Source organism: Herbidospora solisilvae (assembly GCF_009901565.1).
GTDB lineage: Bacteria > Actinomycetota > Actinomycetes > Streptosporangiales > Streptosporangiaceae > Herbidospora > Herbidospora solisilvae.
Map to the genome: position 1 here is coordinate 227,308 of NZ_WXEW01000001.1, position 18,822 is coordinate 246,129.

At 74.9% G+C, this 18,822-nt stretch carries 10 protein-coding genes; 3 read left to right on the forward strand and 7 right to left on the reverse strand.

Annotated features, from left to right (window positions below; all coding sequences use genetic code 11):
* Positions 1-26 precede the first annotated feature (26 nt).
* On the forward strand, positions 27-494 hold the full coding sequence (locus GT755_RS01040; RefSeq protein ID WP_202609518.1) for a MarR family winged helix-turn-helix transcriptional regulator: 468 nt from the start codon (positions 27-29) through the stop codon (positions 492-494).
* Here GT755_RS01040 and GT755_RS01045 read toward each other — a convergent pair.
* The gene (locus GT755_RS01045; RefSeq protein ID WP_161477795.1) at positions 457-1,038 is read right to left on the reverse strand and encodes a TetR/AcrR family transcriptional regulator; all 582 of its coding nucleotides are present in this window, start codon (positions 1,036-1,038) and stop codon (positions 457-459) included. The genes GT755_RS01040 and GT755_RS01045 overlap by 38 nt on opposite strands.
* A gap of 71 nt (positions 1,039-1,109) precedes the next feature.
* Between GT755_RS01045 and GT755_RS01050 the strand changes: the two genes are divergently transcribed.
* Positions 1,110-2,120: an aldo/keto reductase gene (locus tag GT755_RS01050; protein ID WP_161477796.1), complete on the forward strand. Its 1,011-nt coding sequence runs from the start codon at positions 1,110-1,112 to the stop codon at positions 2,118-2,120.
* A 41-nt stretch (positions 2,121-2,161) separates the two neighbouring features.
* On the opposite strand, the gene GT755_RS01055 is transcribed toward GT755_RS01050, so the two are convergent.
* From GT755_RS01055 to GT755_RS01075, 5 genes are all read right to left on the reverse strand, one after another.
* On the reverse strand, positions 2,162-4,501 hold the full coding sequence (locus tag GT755_RS01055; protein ID WP_161477797.1) for an alpha/beta hydrolase: 2,340 nt from the start codon (positions 4,499-4,501) through the stop codon (positions 2,162-2,164).
* A gap of 136 nt (positions 4,502-4,637) precedes the next feature.
* On the reverse strand, positions 4,638-5,201 hold the full coding sequence (locus GT755_RS01060) for a TetR/AcrR family transcriptional regulator (protein WP_161477798.1): 564 nt from the start codon (positions 5,199-5,201) through the stop codon (positions 4,638-4,640).
* A gap of 13 nt (positions 5,202-5,214) precedes the next feature.
* The gene (locus GT755_RS01065) at positions 5,215-5,670 is read right to left on the reverse strand and encodes a nuclear transport factor 2 family protein (RefSeq protein WP_161477799.1); all 456 of its coding nucleotides are present in this window, start codon (positions 5,668-5,670) and stop codon (positions 5,215-5,217) included.
* Positions 5,671-5,717: 47 nt separating this feature from the next.
* Positions 5,718-6,584, reverse strand: coding sequence for a LysR family transcriptional regulator (locus tag GT755_RS01070; RefSeq protein ID WP_161477800.1), 867 nt, complete (start codon positions 6,582-6,584; stop codon positions 5,718-5,720).
* Entirely contained in the window at positions 6,565-7,560 is a 996-nt protein-coding gene (locus tag GT755_RS01075) for a hypothetical protein (RefSeq protein WP_161477801.1), read from the reverse strand. Before GT755_RS01075 ends, GT755_RS01070 begins: the two co-directional genes overlap by 20 nt.
* 109 nt (positions 7,561-7,669) lie before the next feature.
* Between GT755_RS01075 and GT755_RS01080 the strand changes: the two genes are divergently transcribed.
* Positions 7,670-18,169: a non-ribosomal peptide synthetase/type I polyketide synthase gene (locus GT755_RS01080; RefSeq protein WP_161477802.1), complete on the forward strand. Its 10,500-nt coding sequence runs from the start codon at positions 7,670-7,672 to the stop codon at positions 18,167-18,169.
* Here GT755_RS01080 and GT755_RS01085 read toward each other — a convergent pair.
* Complete coding sequence (locus tag GT755_RS01085) at positions 18,166-18,759, reverse strand: NAD(P)-dependent oxidoreductase (protein ID WP_161477803.1); 594 nt, start codon at positions 18,757-18,759, stop codon at positions 18,166-18,168. The two genes, GT755_RS01080 and GT755_RS01085, sit on opposite strands and share 4 nt — an antisense overlap.
* Positions 18,760-18,822 lie beyond the last annotated feature (63 nt).

An 18,822-nucleotide genomic window follows, 5' to 3' on the forward strand; every position in this document is an offset into this window, starting at 1 on the left:
TCACTTTAGGACGATATAGTTTGGATGTGCAAACTACTCCGGATGGACGGCGGGACCTCGAACTGGCGCTGGGCGAGCAGCTCAACGCCCTGCTGAGCGCCGGACGGGCGTTGAGCGAGCGCAGCGCCGCCCACTTCCATCCCGGGCTGCAACCGGCCGCGTTCCACATCGCGCGCTGGCTCTACGCGTTCGGTCCCGCCACGCCCAGCGCCGTCGCGGAGGCCGTCGGCATGGACCGCAGCTCCACCAGCACCCTGATCGGGAGGATGCGGTCACTCGGGCTACTGGAGAGCACACCCGCCCCCGGCGACCGGCGCAGCGTCATCGTCGGGCTCACGGAGAAGGGACGCGGGCGGGTGGCGGCGACGCTGGAGGAACGCGGGCGCGAGTTCCACGCCCGCACCGAGGACTGGTCCGACGACGATCTGGCCCGCCTCACCGAGCTGCTCGCCCGGCTCACCGGCTCCGGGCGCGGTAGCGCAGGCCGTCGATGAGCAGGGCGACCATGCGCCTGCTGTAGTCGACGCCCGTCTCGGCCGACGGGACGCACAGGGTGGCGACGGCGTAGAGCAGGTCTTGCGGGCTCACGTCGGAGCGGATCTCGCCACTCGCCGCCGCGGCGTCGAGCAGGGCTCCGAGGGTGGGGCGCAGGCGGCCCATGAAGTAGCCGGGCAGGGCGTCGAAGGCCGGGTCGCCCGAGTGGAGGGCGGCGGCCAGGCCCCGCTTGGTCGCGATGAACTCCGTGTAGCGCAGGACCCACCGTTCGAGGGCCCCCCCCGGCCCGTGTGCGGCGCTCAGGGCCGGGGCGGCGTCGGCGCAGGCGTCGACCTCACGCTGGAACACCGCCTTGACCAGGTCGGACCGCTGCGGGAAGTGGCGGTAGAGGGTGCCGACGCCCACGGAGGCCAGGTCGGCGATCTCCTTGGCGGGGGCGTCGACCCCGGACGTGCCGAAGACGGTCTTCGCCGCCTCCAGCAGGGCCTCGACGTTGCGCTGCGCGTCGGCGCGCAGCCGTCGCGGCGCTCCGTTCGTTTGCATAAGCGGAAAAACTTTCCATATAGTTCCGGAAAGGCGTTCCACTTAATCTACCGCCTGTCAGGAGAGACCGCATGCACTACCGCACACTCGGGCGCACCGGGATCAGGGTCAGCCCCTACGCGCTCGGCGCGATGATGTTCGGGGCCATCGGCAACCCCGACCACGACGACGCGATCCGCATCGTCCACAAGGCGCTCGACGCCGGGATCAACCTCGTCGACACCGCCGACGTGTACTCGCGCGGCGAGTCGGAGGAGATCGTCGGCAGGGCGCTCAAGGGGCGCCGGGAGGAGGTCGTCCTGGCGACCAAGCTCGGCCTTCCGATGAGCGACGACCCCAACCACCGGGGCGCCTCGCGCCGCTGGATCACGACCGCCGTGGAGGACTCGCTCCGGCGTCTCCAGACCGACCACATCGACCTCTACCAGATCCACCGGCCCGACCCCGGGACCGACGTCGAGGAGACCCTGTCGGCGCTGACCGACCTGGTCAGGAGCGGGAAGGTGCGGGCGGTCGGCTCGTCGGCGATGCCCGCCTCCGACATCGTCGAGGCCCAGTGGACGGCCGAGCGGCGCGGCCTGGAGCGGTTCCGCACCGAGCAGCCGACCTACTCGATCCTGAACCGGGGCATCGAGGCGGAGGTGCTGCCGGTCGCCCGGCGCTACGGGATGGGCACGCTGGTGTGGAGCCCGCTCGCCAAGGGCATGCTGACCGGCCGGATCAGGAAGGGCCAGGCGACCGATCTGCGGCGCGCGACCCGGTTCCGCAGCTTCGCCGACGAGCGGCGGCTCGACGCCGTCGAGCGGCTCGTCCCGCTCGCCGAGGAGGCGGGGCTGCCGATGACGCACCTCGCGATGGCCTTCGCGACCGCCCACCCGGACGTGTCCAGCGCCATCATCGGGCCGCGCACGATGGAGCAGCTCGACGACCTGCTCGCCGGCCTCGACGTGGTGCTCTCCCCGGAGATCCTCGACCGCGTCGACGAGATCGTGCCGCCCGGCACCGACGTCGGCGACCGCGACGAGTCGGCCTACCTGCCCCCGGCCCTCGTGGAGCCGGGCCTGCGGAGGAGGGCCGCCTAGGAGCCGGCCCGCGACGGCGGACCGGCTCCTAGGGTCGGGGATCAGTCGTCGTCGGTGACGACCAGGCGGGCGAAGCCGTCGCCGATGGTCGCGCCGGCCGAGACGCCGGCCACGACCTGGTACGACTGCGCGGCCGTCGCCTTCACCGTGTTGCCGGTGACCGGCACCGTGAACGTGCCGCCGGTCGACCCGGCCGGGATCGTGACCGACGCCGCGAGCGAGGTGATCACCGGGTTGGTGCCGCTCTGGAGCGCCTGCACCGACACGGTCACCGGCCGGTCGGAGACCCGCGACAGGGTCAGCGGGATCACCGCCGTGCTGGTCTCGTTCCCCTCGACCACGGTCACGTCGCCGACCGAGACCTGCGGCAGCGTGGCGATGGTCTCCTCGCCAACGCGGTAGCGGGTGAACGACAGGTCGGCCAGGTAGACGCCGCCGGTCGGCGAGGCGCCGGTCAGCGACACCTCCTTGACGTCCTTCTTGTCGAGGCCGCTGAGCCCGGACAGCGGCAGGCGGACCGTGCGCAGCCACGTCTTGGGCAGCGGCGACGCCAGGCCGGGCAGCGCCTCAAGGGCGGTGCTCAGCGAGGAGACCGGCACGCTGACGCTGCGGTCGCGGCCGTCGACCAGGGTGAGGGTGAGGTCGAGCGGCTGGGCGGCCGGGATCGTCTCGTCGCGGGCGACCCGGAAGGTCAGGTACTCGGCCTTGGAGATGTTCCGCTCGGGCAGCGTGACGGTCAGCTTCCCGGTGGTGTCGGTCCAGGCGAACCGCATGAGCGAGGTCGCCGTGGCGTTCGGCAGGTACGTCGCCGGGGTCCACGACGGCGCCTGCGAGGTGGTGAGCCGGGTCGCGCACGACGGCAGCCCGCTCTGCGGGGAACGGTCGAGCATGCTGGCGCAGACGACGCCGGTCGCGCCTCCGGAGACCGTGGAGATGGTGGAACCGGAGAAGGTGTCGACGTCGATCCGGCTGGAGGCCGGGGCCTGGGCGACCGAGTACACGACGGCGCGGCCGGCCGAGGCGACCGTCTTGTTGCTGCCGTCGAACAGCGGCAGCAGCGCCGTCTCCTGACCCTGGACCAGCCGGAAGAACCCGGCCATCAGGGCGGTGCCGACGGCGTACTGCTCGCCCGCCGACAGGCGGGAGGGCGCCTGGTTGCCGCAGACGGGGTCGTTGTTGTTCGACCAGTCGTCGGAGGCGGGGGCGGTGGCGACGCCGGGCGTCCACTCGGTGTTGAAGAAGTTGTGGTCGGTGCCCATGACCATCTGGACCGAGCGGAAGGCGGTGTCGCCGGGGACGGCGTACAGGGAGTCGTCGTAGAAGTGCTGGCCCTGCTGGTTCGACACGTCGCCGTCGCAGTACGGCAGGATCGTCAGCGTCGGGATGCCGGGCAGCGAGGCCCGCGCGAAGTCGGTCGGCGCGAGCGGCAGCACGGCGCGGATGCCGTACGGCCTGGCCCGGCCGGCGTTCATCAGCACGGCCTTGGCCACGCCCTCGCCGCCGCGCGAGTGGCCCATCAGGCCGACGTTGTCCAGGTCGACCCGGCCGGCGAACAGGGAGACCAGGCGGGGGTCGCCCTTGCCCTTCTCGGCCTCGTTGATGAGGTCGAGGTGGCGCATGACGACCTCGCCGCGCGCCAGCGCGCCCCGGTCCTCGGAGAAGTTGGCGTCGAAGGCGTTGACCGCGTTGGCGCTGACCGAGACGACGACGTAGCCGTGGCTGGCCAGCGCGTCGGCCGGGCCCTTGTAGCCGGTGTAGCTGTCGATCGGGATCTGCGGCGCGGGGCACGGCCAGGCGTTGTTGCTGGTCCGCCGCGTCGCCGCGTCGTAGCAGGCGGAGTGCCGCCCGTGCAGGAACAGCACCAGCGGACGCCGCCCGGTGGCACCCGACGGCGCGTAGACCCTGGCCTTCAGCTCGCCGAGCCGCCCGCCGAGCCCTTCCAGGGCGATGGCCTGCGAGCCCAGGTCGTAGTCGGTCTCGGTGACCGGGAACGGTCCCGGCACACCCGGGTCGGTGGGGATGGTCGACGGCTGCGGCTCGGCCGGCGGGGTGTAGACCGCCCGCGACCTGGCCTGCGCCGCCGACTCGACGACGCCGTTCCAGGCGACCTCGACGCTCTGCGCCCCGGCCGCCCGCGGGTCGTCGGTGAGCAGGGTCAGGGTGTGGCCGTCGGCGCTCTCGGTGGCGTAGCCGAGCGACTCTCCGTCGACCGCCAGCTCGGGGACGGCGTTCCGGACGGGCAGGGGCTCGTCGAGCGTCAAGGTGATCTTGTATCCGCCGTCGACCTCGACGACCGACCAGGTGTCGGCGGCGGCGGGAAGGGGCAGGGCGAGCAGCCCTGTCACCACCGCCAGGATCGCGGTGGCCCTAGAAAGCCTCATGGCATTCCTCTCGTGCATTTATGTCCCGCAAGCCACACAAAGCTCACGAAACAGCACGAGTTAAACTTTCAACTATTGTCCCGGCATTAACCTCCGTTGCGCGGACGTAAACGATCTAGCGCATCGGCGGATGCGATCAGGTGAAGACGCACTCCAGCGCCCGCCGGATGACGTCGGCGAAGGGCCGGTTGGCGGCCGGGGTGAGCCAGTGCCGTCCGGCGACCCTGATGGCGGCGACCACCGCCGCCGCCGTGACCTCGGGCCGCAGGCCGCTCTCCCCGGTGCGTTCGGCGATCGCCTCGGCGAGCGGGGTCTCGCCCACCGTGAAGGCGCGCAGCGCCTCGCCCTCAAGTTCGGGGGTCAGCATGATCATGCGCAGCCCGGCCCGGTCGGGCTCGGGATCGGTGAACAGGTCGACCATCGCCTCGGTCAGCGCCACGTCGAGGGGCTCGCCGGCGGGCCGGGCGCGGAGCGCGTCGCCCGCGCGCCGCGACTGGTCGGCCTGCCCGCCGCAGATGGCCTCCTCCCTGCTGGAGAAGTAGTTGTTGTACGTCCGGGGCGACACCCCGGCCGCCGAGGCGATGTCGTTGACGCGGACGAGGGCGAGGCCGCCGGGGCCCTGTTCGACGGCCAGGCGCAGCGCGGCGGTGGTGATCGCCTCGCGGGTGGCCTGCCGGTTGCGGGCCCTCAGGTCGGTCATGAGGGCAGCATATTCACGACACGTAGCGCCCGACGCAGTCGGTGAAGGCGCCGCCCGCGACCGCGCAGTCATAGGTGAACCGCTCCTCGCCGCCGGAGCCGGTCGTGAAGTCGTAGCGGGCGACCACCCGGTCGCCGTTGGGGGCGACGTCGAGCAGCGTGTACCTCCCGCCGGCCCCGATCACCTCCGGCACCAGGAAGCGGTCCATGATCTCGGCCCGGCCCGAGTAGATGCGCCCGACGCTGTCGAACCGCGCCGCCTCGGTGAACATCGCGCCCACCCGCTGGGCGTCGCCCGCGTTGATCGTCTTCACGAAGCGGTCGACCACCTCCCGGAGTTCGGGGGCGACGGCGGCCGGGGCCGTCGTCGCGGGAGTGGTCGTCGCGGGAGTGGCCGCCGAGGGCTGTTCGTCGCCGGAGCAGCCGGTCAGCAGGGTCGCCGTCAGGACGCCGATCATGAGTCTCTTCATGACCACGAGTGTGCGGAGACCGGCGGGAGGGCGTCCAAGACCTGCTTTCATAACCGGTGGTTATGGCAGGCCAGGAACTCGCGCACCGCCGGGCGGCGGTCGGCGGCCCGCCAGGCGATGACCAGTTCCGCCGGGGGCAGCCCGGCGACCGGGCGGCAGACCACTCCCGGCCGCCGATAGAGGTCGGCGTTGCCCTCGGCGACCAGGGCGATTCCGAGCCCGCCCGCGACCGCCTCGAACACCTCGTCGGCCGAGGCGACCTCCGTCCCGACGACGGCCGAGGCACGCCCGTCGAGGCCGAGCCAGAAGTCGCGCAGCGGCCCGGCCGACGCGGGCAGCGCGAGGAACGGCTCGTCGCGCAGGTCGTCGAGGCCGACCTCCTCCCGGGCGGCCAGCCGGTGGCCTTCGGCGAACGCGGCGAACCTGCGCTCCCTGGCCAGCACGCGGAAGTCCAGGCCGGCGGGCGCGGGGAGCCAGACGTAGGCGACGTCGCTGGTGCCGTCGGACAGGCCCGCGCTGGGGTCGTCCCAGGGCACCAGGCGCAGCGCGACCGACCAGCCGGGCATGCGGTCGCGGAAGCGGCGCAGCGTCGCGCGATGGAGGTCGCGGCCGACCGAGGTCTGCATGCCGATGACGAGCGTGCCCGCCGGGGCCGCCTCGCGGGCCGACTCCAGGCCCTCGGCCCAGCGGCCGAGCAGGTCGCGCGCGACCGGCAGCAGCGCGGCGCCCTGCGGGGTGAGGGTCACCCCGGCCGCGTCGCGGTCGAACAGGGGGAAGCCGAGTTGCCGTTCGAGCGCGCGGATCTGCTTCGACAACGCGGGCTGCGACACGAAGAGGCGTTCGGCCGCGCGGGTGAAGTGGAGGTCGTCGGCGACCGCGACGAAGTAGCGGAGGTCACGCAGGTGTGCGTCCATAGATGTGGGCGAGGGCGTGGAAGGACGCCTTCGGCTCCCACCGTAGACCGTCGTCGAGCACCTTCACCACACCGCCGCTCGCCACGTCGAAGCCGCCCCGCAGGTCCCACCGCGCGAAGGTGTACCAGAACGCCCCGTCGACCCCCTCCCCGTCGAGGACCGCCAGCACCTCGCGCAGGTAGCGGGCCTGCTCCTCCTCGTCGCGCACGACCTCCCTGTTCAGCCGCGCGGGCGCGCCGTGGTCGCTCCACTCGACGATCGCGTCGCCGCGCTCGCCCGCGTCGGCCGCGCCCCGGAAGGTCACGCAGCCGAACTCGTTGACCGAGACGGGCTTGCCGAGTTCCCTCCCCTGCTCGACCAGGGCCCGCACCGTCTCGCGGTAGGTCGCGGCGGTGGCGGCCGACCGGTATCCCGCGTCGGTCGCGACGATGTCGAAGATCGTCCAGTCGACCCGCTCGAACGGCAACGACGAGTAGGTCACGCGCCCGCCGAACCGTTCACGCACCAGCCGCACCGCCTCGGCAAGGAAGGTGTTCACCTTCTGCGGCACGTCCGCGACGCCCTCACGCATCCGCGCCACCCGCTCCCCCAACGTCTCTCCCGGCAGGAAGCCGGTGGTCATCAGGCTCACCTCCGACCCGGTGACCATGACGACCTCGGCGCCGTCCCGTCGCAGCCGCTCGGCGTGCTCAGCGCAGTCGGCGATGACGTCGAGCACCTCCTCGGGGGTGACGTCGCAGGTGAACGGGGACAACCAGACCTCCAGCCCGGCGTGGGCGGCGGCGGTGGCGGCGGCCTTCAGCCGGTCGGCGTACTGCCCGCTGATCCGGACGGCCGTGCAGTGCAGCTCGTCGCGGATGACCCGCATGTCGCGGGCGACCTCGGCGGGGTCGAAGGGTTCGTGGGTGCTGTGCCCGGCGGCGCGGGCGTGGACGTCGGCGAAGCCGGTGTCGTAGTTGATGCCTCTCGTGCGCATGCCGCCGAACCTACCAATAACTTGCGTGTCACGCACTATTTGCGCGATACGCAATCTACTTCGCCTCTGTCATCATGTCCCGACGAACGCGGAGATCCGGGGGCTGACGATGCTGTTTGATGTGCTGCTGGGGGCGGCCGACGAGGCGCCCGGCCAGGTCGTCGTGCACGTGCGCGGCGACGGGAGCGAACGGGTCGTCACCCACGCCGAGTTACGCGACGAGGCTCTCCGGGTGGCCGGCGCGCTGCTGCGGGAGGGCATCCCGCCGGGCACCCCGATCCCGCTGGTCGCCGACCGGAGCGAGGAGTTCCAGCCGCTCTTCTGGGGGCTGGTCGCCGCCGGGCTCGTGCCGGTTCCGCTGGCCCCCGATCCGCGCCGGGTCCGGCCGGTGTGGGAGTTCCTCGGCCGCCCGCCGACGGTGGCCGGAGAACCGCCGATCCCCGAGGCCCGCACGCTCTCCCCCGCCGCCCTGCTGCGCGGGGAGAAGGCCGTCGACCTGCCGGTACGGTCCCCGCACGACGTGGCCTTCCTCCAGTTCTCCTCCGGCAGCACCGGAGACCCGAAGGGCGTCGAGCTCACCCACGCCGCCGTCGAGGCGAACCTGGCGCAGATCCGGGCCGCCGCCGCGATCACTCCCGGCGACGTCTCGGTGAGCTGGATGCCCTACTTCCACGACATGGGGCTCATCGGCACCCATCTCGTGCCGCTGGCCGCGCGGATCAAGCAGGTCAAGCTGGGGCCGCTGGCCTTCGCGAAGCGTCCGGCGCTCTGGCTGGAGACCGCCGCGCGGCACCGGGCGACCGTGCTGACGGCGGCCAACTTCGCGCTGGCGCTGGTGGCGCGGCGGGTGCCCGACGAGGTGCTCGCCCGGCTCGACCTGTCGAGCGTGCGGCTGATGCTGGTCGGCGCGGAGCCGATCTCGCCGCGCGTCTGGCGGGCCTTCCTCGCCAAGACGGGGCTGCCGCCGCACGTGCCGCAGCCGGTCTACGGGCTGGCCGAGGCGACGCTCGCGGTGACCGTGCCGCCGCCGGGCTCCACGGCCGAACCACTGGTGCTCGACCGGCGGGCGCTGGCGGAGGGCCGGGTCGAGCTCACCTCCACCGGACCGCACGCGGTCGAGCTGATGGACGTCGGCGTGCCGGTGCCGGGCTGCGAGATCCGCATCGCCGGGGACGACCGGGTCGGGCCCATCCAGGTGCGGGGGCCGCAGGTCGCCCGGGGCTACCACCGCGACGTGCCGTTCGGGCCCTGGCTCGACACCGGCGACCTGGGCTTCCTGCACGAGGGCCGGTTGTGCGTCACCGGCCGGGCCAAGGACGTCGTGTTCGTCAACGGCGCCACCTTCCACGCCGCCGACCTGGAGGAGGTCGCGGCAGGGGTGGTGCGGGGATCGGTGGCGGTCGTCGGCTCGTCGGGGGCCGAGGGCGAGCGGGTCGCGGTGTTCGTCCAGGCGCCCGTCCCGGCCGAGGTCGCCGCCGAGGTGCGGCGGCGGGTCGCGGAGGCGTGCGGGCACGACGACGTCACCGTCGTGGCGGTGCCGTCGACCGCGTTCGCCCGCACGACCAGCGGGAAGCTGCGCCGGTCGGTGCTGCGGGCGCGGTTCGAGGCCGGGGAGTTCACCCCCGCCCCGCGCTCCCGGGCCGACGTCGAGGCGGCCGTCACGGCGATCTGGGCCGAGGTGCTCGGGGTCGAGGCGGTCGGGCCGCACGACCGGTTCGCCGCGCTCGGCGGGTCGTCGCTGAAGGCCATGCAGATGCTCGCCGCCGTCGAGGACCGGTTCGGGGTGACCCTGCGGCCCTCGGACGTGCGCGACCACGACACCGTCGCCGCCCTCGCCGCCCATCTGCTGGCCCCGCCCGCGCCCGACGACCGCCCGGCCCGGCCGGGCGGCGCGTCTCCGGTCGCCGTCGTCGGCATGGCCTGCCGGTTCCCCGGCGCCGACACCCCGGAGCGGTTCTGGGAGCTGCTCGAAAGCGGCTACGACGCCGTCACCCCGATCACCCGCTTCGACCACCCCGGCCACGGCGGGTTCCTCGACGACCCGGCCCTGTTCGACGCCGGGTTCTTCGGCCTGTCCGACGAGGAGGCCGCCGCCACCGACCCCCAGGCCCGGCTGCTGCTCGAACTCGCCCACGAGGCGCTCGAACGGGCCGGGTACGCGGGCCCGCGCCGCCACGGCCGCCGGGTCGGCGTGTTCGCCGCCGCCGGGGAGAGCGGCTACCGGGAGGTCCTCGAGGCCGCCCACGGCGCGGGCGGCCTCCCGGCCGAGGCGCTGACCGGGAACCTGCCGAACCTGCTCGCCGCCCGGGTCGCCCACACGCTCGACCTGACCGGTCCTGCACTGGCCGTCGACACGGCCTGCTCGTCGGCGCTGGTCGCCCTCCACCTGGCCCGGCGCAGCCTCCAGCAGGGCGAGTGCGACCTCGCGGTGGTCGCGGGCGTCAACCTCACCCTCACCCCGGCCGGCTACCGCGCCCTCGGCAAGACCCGGGCGCTCTCCCCGACCGGACGCTGCCGCGCGTTCGGGGCGGCGGCCGACGGCTTCGTGCCCGGCGAGGGCGGCGCGGCGCTGGTGCTGGCCCGGCTCGACGACGCCGGCCGGTCCGGCGACCCCGTCCTGGCCGTCGTCAGAGGCACCGCCGTCAACAACGACGGCAGGTCGCTGAGCCTGCTCGCGCCGAACCCGCTCACCCAGCGCGAGGTGATCGTCCAGGCCTACGCCGAGGCGGGCGTCGACCCCGCCGAGGTGACCTACGTCGAGGCCCACGGGACCGGCACCCCGGTCGGGGACCCGATCGAGCTGCGGTCGCTGCGGCACGCCTTCCCGTCCGGCTCCCGGCTGCTGGGCTCGGTGAAGACCAACGTGGGCCACCTGCTGAACGCCGCCGCGATGCCGGGCCTGGTCAAGGTCGTGCTGGCGCTGGGCCACGGGAGGGTGCCGCCGTCGCTGCACGCCGCTCCCCCCGCCGACGGCCTCGACGGGTTCACCGTCCCGGCCCGGCCGGTCGAGTGGCCCGGCCCGCGCACGGCGGGGGTCAACGCGTTCGGCTTCGGCGGCACGAACGCGCACGCCATCCTGTCCGAGGCCCCCGCCCGCGAGGTCGGGCGCACGCCCCACGAGGGGCTCAGCCTGCTCACCCTGTCGGCGTGGTCGGCGTCCGCGCTGCGCCGGGCCGCCGACGACCTGGCCGCGTTCCTCCCCGGCCACGACGAGGGCGACGTCTGCGCGTCGGTCGCGCTGGCCCGCGACGAAGGGCCGCACCGCCTCGCGGTCGTCGCGGACGGCGACCTGGCCGACCGGCTGGCGACCGCCGAGGGGCGGGTCGCCGGGCCGCGTCCCCGGCTGGTGTTCCTGCTGCCCGGCCAGGGCGCGCAGGGCTCCGGGGCGGACCTCTACGCGAACGCGCCGGTGTTCCGCCAGGTCATCGACGAGGCCTCCGACCTGGTCGGCCCGGTCGGCGGGCGCACCCTGAGGGACTGGTGCGCCGATCCCGCCGCCGACGTCGTGCGCACCGACGTGGTGCAGCCGCTCATGGTCGCGTACGGCGTCGCGCTCGCCCGCCAGCTCCGCGCCTGGGGCGTGCGGCCGGACGCCGTCGCCGGGCACAGCGTGGGCGAGCTCGCCGCCGCCTGCGTGTCCGGGCGGCTCAGCCTCGCCGACGCCGTCACGTTCGCGGCCGCACGCGGCCGGTCGATGCACGACCTCTGCCCGCCGGGCGCGATGGCGGTCGTGCCCGACGGCACCGATCTGCCCCCCGGGGTGACCGTGGCGGCGGTCAACGCGCCCGGCCAGGTCGTGGTCGCCGGGCCTCCCGAGGCGGTGGAGGCGCTCGGCGGGCGGCGCGTCGCCGTCACGCGGGCGTTCCACTCGCCGCTCATGGACCCGGCGCTCGGCCCGCTGGCGGAGGCCGCGGGCCGGATCACCGTACGGCCGCCGGAGATCCCGCTGCTCAGCACGGTCACCGGCGAGTGGAACCCGCCCTTCGACCCGGCCTACCTGCGCGACCACGCCGCGCGCCCGGTGCGGTTCGCCGACACGATCGCCCGGCTGGTGGCCGAGGGATATGACACGTTCCTGGAGCTCGGGCCGTCCCCCGCGCTCGGCGGCGCGGTGCGGGCCGCCTCGGGCGCGGTGACGACGATGGCGGCCGGGCACGCGGGCGGCGCGCGGGCGCTGCTGGAGACCGTGGGCACGTTGTGGCAGCGGGGCCTGCCGATCGACCGCACCGCCATGGACCGGGGGCGGACCCGGGTGGACGTGCCGGCGTACCCGTTCGAGCGCCGCCGCCACTGGCCGTCGTCACGGCTGCTGCACCGGCTGGTCTGGCGCGAACGGCCGGTCGACGGTCCCCGCGTCACCGTCGACGGACTGGCGCAAGCGCTCGACGCCCCCGGGGCGACCGTGCTGACCGGCGGCGACGTCACGATCCTCGTGGCCGGAGCACCCAAGCGGGCCGAGTCGGCCGACGCGCTCGACGCCGTGCACCGCGAGCTGGCGGAGGCGCTTCTCCCGCTCGCCGCGACGCGGGTGCTCGTCGTCACCCAGGACGTGCACGTCGACCGGCCCGAGCAGGCGGTGCTCGAAGGTCTGGCGGCGGCGCTGGCCGGGGAGACGGGCTTCGAGGTCAGGGTCGCCGACCTGACCTCCCGGGAGCCCGTGGAGCAGCGGGTGGCCGCGGTCGAGACCGAGATCGCCGCCCGGGGTTGCGGCCTGGTCAGGTGGCGCGGAGGCAGGCGGTCGGAACGAGAGCCGGAGTCGATCGTCCCGGGCCGGAGTGGCGGCTCAGGGTCGGAGCGGGAGCCGGAGGCGGTCGTCCCGGCTGGGCGGGACCTGCCCGCCGACGGGGTCTATCTGATCACCGGCGGCGCGGGCGGGGTCGGGGCCGCGCTCGCGCGGGAGCTGGCCGATCGGGGGCGGCCGACGATCGTGCTGGCCGGGCGGTCGTCCCGGCCGCCCGCCGGGCTGCTCGCCGACCTGCGCTCCCGGGGCGCGACCGCCGACTACCACGCCGCCGACGTGTCGCGGGAGGCCGACGTCGAGGCGCTGCTCGCCCGGCTGCCCCGGCTCGACGGGTTGTTCCACGCCGCCGGGGAGGCGCGTCCCGGACCGCTGCGCGGCGGGTCGCCCGAGGAGATCGTGGCGGGCATGGCGGCCAAGACCCGGGGCGGCCACCTGCTCGCCGAGGGGGTGCGCCGCCACGGGTTCACGCCGGTCGTGTGCGTCGCCTTCTCGTCGGTGTCGTCGGTGCTGCCCGGCCTGGCCGGGGGGCTCGGCGGGTACGCCGCCGCCAACGCCTACCTCGACGCGCTCTGCCGGGCCGAAGGGGGGCCGTGGATCGCGGTGAACCTCGCCGCCCTCGCGGAGGTGGGCCTGGCCGCCCGCGCCGGGCTGACCCGGGGCGCGCTCGACCCGTCGGCGGCGCTGGCCGCGCTGCGCGGCGCGATCGGCTCGGGGTCCGCGCAGGTGGTGGTGGCCGATCTGGCCGCCGTACCGGAACCGGCTCCGGCGCGGCCGCCGGGTGACGTCCGCACGGTCGTCAGACGGCTGGTCGGCGGCGCGCTCAAGCGGGACGACCTCGGCGACGACGAGTCGTTCCTCAGCCTCGGGCTCGACTCGCTGACCGCCGTCGACCTGGTCAAACGCCTGGAGAAGGAGCTCGGCCGCACCCTCCCGGTCACCCTGTTCTTCGAGTTCCGCACGCTGCGCGAACTGTCGGCCCACCTCGACGCCGACGGGTCGTTCCCGCTCACGCCGGTGCAGGTCGCCTTCCAGACCCAGCAGCGCCTCTATCCCGAGATCTCGGCGTACGGGCACGTCCGGCAGACGATCACCGGCCCCCTCGACCCGTCGCTGCTGGAGAAGGCGCTGGGCCACCTCGTCGACCGGCACCCCATGTTGCGCCTGCGCATCCACGCCGACGGCACGCAGTCGGCCGCCGCGTCCACGCCTCCCTTCCTGGAGGTCCGCGACGCCGACGACCTCGACGCCCTGGAGAGCGGCCTGCGCAACCGGCCGTTCGACCTCACGCGGGAGAGCCCGCTGCGGGCGGTCCTGGCCCGCACGCTCACCGGGACCCACCTCGTGATCGTGGTCAGCCACGTCGCCGCCGACGGCTTCAGCCTGAACGTGCTCGGCGAGGAGCTCTGGACCGTCTACACCGCCCTGTCGCGCGGCACGACCCCGGTCCTGCCGCCACCCGGCCCCACGTTCGCCGAGTACGCCGCCGCCGCGGAGCCCGCGAGCGCGGCCGATCTGGCGTACTGGACGAAAATCCTGAAGACCACCCCCGACCTGCGCCTCCCCTACGACGGCGACCCGGCGGGGCCGCCGCTCGACACCGTCCAGGTCGCGCTGACGGGCGAGCGGTCGGCCGCCCTGCGGGCGCTGGCCGCCGCGCACGGCGTCTCGCTGTTCCACCTGCTCCTGGCCGCCTACGTCCGCTGCCTGGCCCGGTGGACCGGCGGCGAGGAGGTCGCGGTGAACGTCGCCAGGGCGCGCCGCGAGATCCGCCTGCCGGGCGTCGACCGCCTGGTCGGCCCGCTCGCCGACACCCTGCCGCTGCTCGCGGCCGTGCGCCCCGGCGAGCCGCTGCCCGGGCTGGCCGCGCGGCTGCGCGACCTCTGGCAGGACGCCGAACGCCACGCCACCCCCGCCTCCGCCGACCTGGCCCGGCTGCTGCCCGCCGCGGACGGCCCCCGCACGGCGAGCCCGGCGTCGTTCAGCTTCGCCCGGTTCCCCGCCGCCGACGATCCGGACCGCCCGGTGGAGGTCACCGTGACCGCCGCCGGGACCGCGTCGGCCGCGACCCGGCTCGGCCTGCTGTGCTGGGAGTCCGGCGGTGAGCTGCGGTTCTCGTGGAACTTCCCGTCGCGGCTGTTCCACCGGGCGACCGTCGACCGGCTGGCCGCCGAGCACCTGGCCGAGTTGTCCGCCGCCGAGTCGTCCGCCGCCGAGAGGCCGGGGCTGGCCGCCCGGTTGCGCGCGCAGTTCAAGGCCACCCCCGACGCCGTCGCGGTCGACACCGGGACCACCCGGCTGACCTACGCCGAGCTCGACCGGCGGTCCGCCGCGCTGGCCGCCCGCCTGCGCGGCGCCGGCGACCTGATCGGGCTGATGACCGAACCCGGCGTCGACACCGTCGTCGGCCTGGTCGGCATCGTCCGCGCGGGCGCGGGCTGGGTGCCGCTCGACCCCGCCCATCCGGAGGCCCGCCGCCGCGACCAGCTGGCCCGCTGCGGCGTGACCACGGTCGTCACCGGCACCTCGGGCGAGGGCTCCTACGACGCCCCGGACGTCTCCCCGGACGCCACCGCCTACGTCATCTTCACCTCCGGCTCGACCGGCCGCCCCAAGGGCGTGCCCATCACCTGGCGGTCGCTGGAGAACTACCTCGACTGGGCGCTGGACACCTTCGGCTACCACGCGGGCGACCGGCTGGCCCAGACGGCGTCGATCTGCTTCGACGCCTCGGTCCGGCAGCTGCTGGCCCCGCTGCTGGCCGGCGCGACCGTGGTGACGTTCACGCGGGAGGAGGTGCGCGACCCCGCCCTGCTGGCCGGGCGGCTGCGCGACGTCACGGTGTGGAGCTCGGTGCCGAGCCTGTGGTCGCGGCTGCTGGACGCCGGGCCCGTCGAGCACCGGCTGCGCTGGATCCACGTCGGCGGCGAGGCGCTGCCGCCCGAGCACGTGCGCCGCTGGTTCGACCTGTACGGCACCGGCGCCCGCATCGCCAACCTCTACGGCCCGACCGAGTCGACCATCAACACCACCTGCCACGTCATCGACGAGCGCCCCGCCGACGACGTCACCACGATCCCGATCGGCCGGCCCGTCGCGGGCACCTTCGTCGACGTCGACGCGTCGGGCGAACTCCTCATCGCCGGGGCCGGGCTCACCCCCGGCTACCTCGACGACCCGGACACGGCGTTCGTCGAACGCGACGGCGTGCGGTGGTACCGCAGCGGCGACCGCGTCCGCCGCGAGGCAGGCGGTGACCTGGTCTTCCTCGGGCGGCTCGACGCGCAGGTCAAGGTGCGGGGCCACCGGGTGGAGCCGGGCGAGGTCGAGGCGGCCTTCCACGCCCATCCGGAGGTCGCGCGGGCGGCCGTGGCGCTCACGGGCGACCGGCTGACCGCCTTCGTCGAGCCGCGGCCCGGCCGCGACCCCGATCCCGTGGCGCTGCGCGGGCACCTGGGGACGACGCTGCCCGCGTACATGATCCCGGCCCGGATCGAGATCGTGCCCGCGCTCCCGCAGACCGGCACGGGCAAGATCGACCGCCGCGAGCTGCACGGGACGCCGCCCGCGACCCCGACCGAGGAGCTGGTCGCCGAGGTGTGGCGCTCCCTGCTGGAGGTGCCGCGCGTGTCGCGGGAGGACGACTTCTTCGCGCTCGGCGGCGACTCGATCCTGATCCTGCGGGTGTTCGCCCGGCTCGCCGAGCACCTCGACCCGCTGCCGCGCCCGACGGTCGTCTACGAGCACGGCACGCTGGCCGCCCTGGCCCGGGCGATCGACGAGGCCGAACCCGCCGCCTTCCTCCCGCAACCGGCCGGCGGGCCGTTCCCGCTGACGCCGGCGCAGCGCGGGTTCCTGCTGGCCGGCCAGACGTGGCTGGCGACGCTGCGGGTGCACGGGCGGGTCGACCGGGAGCGGTTCCAGCACGCGGTCGACGCCTGCGTGGCCCGGCACGGGATGCTGCGCACGATCTTCCCGGGCGACGTGCAGCAGGAGCTCCCGGACACCCTGCGGCTGCCGGTGATCTTCGAGGAGGCCGCCGACCCGGCCGCGTCGATCGCCGCCGAGCGGGCCCGGGTCCTCGAGCCGTGGGCGTGGCCGCTGCTCCGGCTCCGGCTGGTCACGCTGACACCCGTCGAGCACGTGCTGGTCGTGCACGCCCACCATCTGATCGGCGACGGCTACAGCGCCGCGCTCCTGGCGCGTGAGCTGCTCGATTCATACGACAGGGTCGACCCGCCCGCGCCGCGCAGCACCTTCCGCGACCACGTGGCCCGGCTGCGGCCCCCGGACGGCGCGCGGGAGGCGTACCGGAAACCCGTGGTGGCGGCCGGACCGGCCCGCACGACGGCGTTCACCGTCGGCGCGACAGCGCTGCGGCGGGCCGCCTCGGAGGCGGGCACGACGCTGTTCGTCGCGGTGCTGGCCGCCTACCACCGGGCGCTGACCGCGTTCACCGGCCACGACGACCTCATGCTCGGCGTCGCGCTGTCCGGCCGCGACGACGCGCCGCCGGACGCCCACCGGGTCTTCGGGCCGTACGCGCACGCGGTGCCGGTCCGGCCCGCCGCCGGAGACCCTCGGGCGGTGGCCGCCGCGGTGACGGCCGCCCGCGCGGCGAACGCCGAGGACATCAGGGCGGCCCAGTTCTTCTTCAGCCACCTCGACTTCACCGCCCTGGGCCCGCTGGAGGGCCGGGAGCTGCGGCTGACCTGGGACCTCGACGGGGAGATCGCCCCCGTGGGCGCGCAGACCTTCCTGTCGGTCCGGCCCACGCCCGGCGGCGACCTGCGGATGGTGCTGCGCACCGCCGTGGCGGACGCGGAACGTTTCGAGCGGCTGCTGCGCGCCGAACTCCCCGCGCCGGACGCGGCCCCGACCGCCCCGCCGCTGTTCGGCCGGGAGACCGCCGCCCTGGACGCCGCCCTGGTCGGCTACCTGCCCCCGTTCGACCAGGTGCGGGCCGTCGCCGGAGACGCCGCCCTGACCAGGGAGGACGTGCGCGCCCTGCTGTTCCCCGACGGCCGCCCGCGCCTGGCCGAGGAGCTGGAGACCCCGCTCGGCCGGTCGGGCTTCGTCTGCCTGCCGCTGTTCGCCGACGAACTGGCGGGCACACCCGACCTGGCCGCGCGGACCGCCGGGGCCGTCGAGCACGCCGCCGCGCTGGGCGCGCGGACCGTGTCGCTGGCCGGGATGATCCCGTCGCTGACCGGCTACGGCTTCGACGTGACGCGGCGGACCGGCGTGCCCGTCACCACCGGCCACGCCGCGACGGCCGTCTCGGTGGTGCTGACCGTCCAGAAGGCGCTGGCGGGCCGCCGGCTGAGCGAGCTGACCGTCGCCTTCGTCGGCCTCGGCTCGATCGGCCGCTCGGCCCTCGGCCTGCTGCTGACCGTGGCCGGACCGCCGGGACGGCTGCTGCTGTGCGACGACGCGGCCCCGCTCGACGGCCTGTACCCCGGCGCGGAGCGCTGCGCCGTCGACCGGGTCTACGAGGCCGGCCTGATCGTCGCGGCGGTGAGCGGCCACGAGATCGTCATCGACGTCGACCGGCTGCGGCCCGGCACGGTCGTCGTGGACGACTCCTTCCCCCACTGCTTCGACGTCGCCAGGGCGCGGGCCAGGCGGGACGTCACAGTGGTCGGCGGCGGCCTGTTGTCGATGCCGGGGATCGAGCGGCGGCTGGCCCAGGACGTGCCCGCGCCCTGGTTGCCCGGCACCATCGCCTCCTGCCGCCTGGAGTCCCTCCTGCCGGATCTGCCGCCCGTGCTCGGCCTGGTGGACACCGGGACGGCCCTGGCCTGCCTGCGCGCGATGACCGCCGCCGGGGTCGAGGCCGCGCCGCGCCACCTCGCCGGGGAATGGACCTAGACGGCCGTGACGGCCACGAGTTCCCGGTGGTGGACGGGCCGCTCGAACTCGTCGACCACCGCCGCCGCCAGGTCGGCGTAGCCGAAGGTCTCGTCGGCGGGCACCGCGCGCCCGCCGATCCGGTGCCGTCCGGTCGCCGGTTCGTCGTCCAGGAAGAGCGGCGGCGGGGCGAGCACCACCCAGTCGAGCCCCGACCCGCGCAGGACGCCGAGCTCCTCGACGTGGCCGAGGGTGAAGGCCCGCGCGTCCTCCGGGAAACCGGGCGTCTCGTACAGCGGCACACCCTCCGGCGTCTCCAGCGTCGTGCCGATGCCGACCGCCACGAGCCGGGTCACCCCGGCCTTCGCCATCCCCTCGGCCAGCGCCCCGGCCGCCCGGGGGAAGAAGCCCGGTTCGAACCGGCTCGCCGCCATCACGACCGCCTCCTGACCGGTGACCAGGGAGGCCACCGACGCGGGGTCGGTGACGTCGCCGACCGTCCAGTCGCCCGGACGGTGGGAGACGCCGGTCACCTCGTGCCCGCGCGCGCCCGCCTCGGTCACGATCCGGCGGCCCGCCCGGCCGCCCGCTCCGAAAACCACGATTCTCATGGGGCGTGACGCTAACCTGCGCACCCTTGGTTTCCGCAACGATACTGACGTACCCTCCCGAAG